Raw genomic sequence first — 650 nt, 5'->3', positions numbered from 1 at the left:
GTTGGCCGCGTGACAGTGAGCTATGCTGGAGATTGGGGTGACGAGGCTGATCAAGCCTTCCAACAGTACCAGCCTGATCAATTACGGCGAGAGCTACCGGTCCGGAGATCGCATCAGCCCCTCTCTGCATATGCACGCGGCCGCCTGAATTGCCGATTTCGCTCAGCTGCTGCTGAATGGCGACGGCTTGCGGCGTATTCAGGGCCCTCTGCGTCTGCGCTGGCCACAACAGCGCTGGTGAATGTTCATTGTTGGGACGACTCACTCGGGTGGCAGGTGGTTGCCCTGGTCAAGCTCATCCGGCGAAGGGCGGATCTGCTGTTGGCTGGCAGCCAAGACTGGGGGCGGCGGCCCGAACTCCGGCGTCCCAGAGCTTGCGAAAGCCTCCGACACGCTTCCCTTGAGGTCATCCCGTCCAGCGGGCATCCCTGGGTTGCTGAAAAAAGACGAGGCGGCTTGATGATCCTGCCCTCGCTGAAGCACCTCGCGAAACCCCCTGTTCCAGTCGCAGAAGCTCCTCTGGTTTGGTTGGCGGCTCGTCAGCTCGACCATCGAACAGCGGCCGGAGCGCCTCGGACACGTGCTGCTCAAAGCCCACTCGCCGGGCCTGGACCGCTTGCCCGTCTTCCAAGCCGGCGTCCTGCACCTGC

The 650-nt window shown here is 63.1% G+C and carries 1 protein-coding gene; it reads right to left on the bottom strand.

Features of this window, described 5'->3' with window-relative positions; genetic code table 11:
* Positions 1-406 precede the first annotated feature (406 nt).
* The coding region (locus NKH95_RS33395; RefSeq protein WP_352894631.1) for a hypothetical protein at positions 407-650 on the bottom strand (244 nt) is incomplete at its 5' end.

Origin of the sequence: Mesorhizobium sp. M0848 (assembly GCF_040319805.1) — a bacterium.
In the GTDB taxonomy this organism is placed as follows: domain Bacteria; phylum Pseudomonadota; class Alphaproteobacteria; order Rhizobiales; family Rhizobiaceae; genus Mesorhizobium.
Note: the sequence above shows the minus strand (reverse complement) of the source record. Positions and strands in the feature narration are given on the sequence as shown.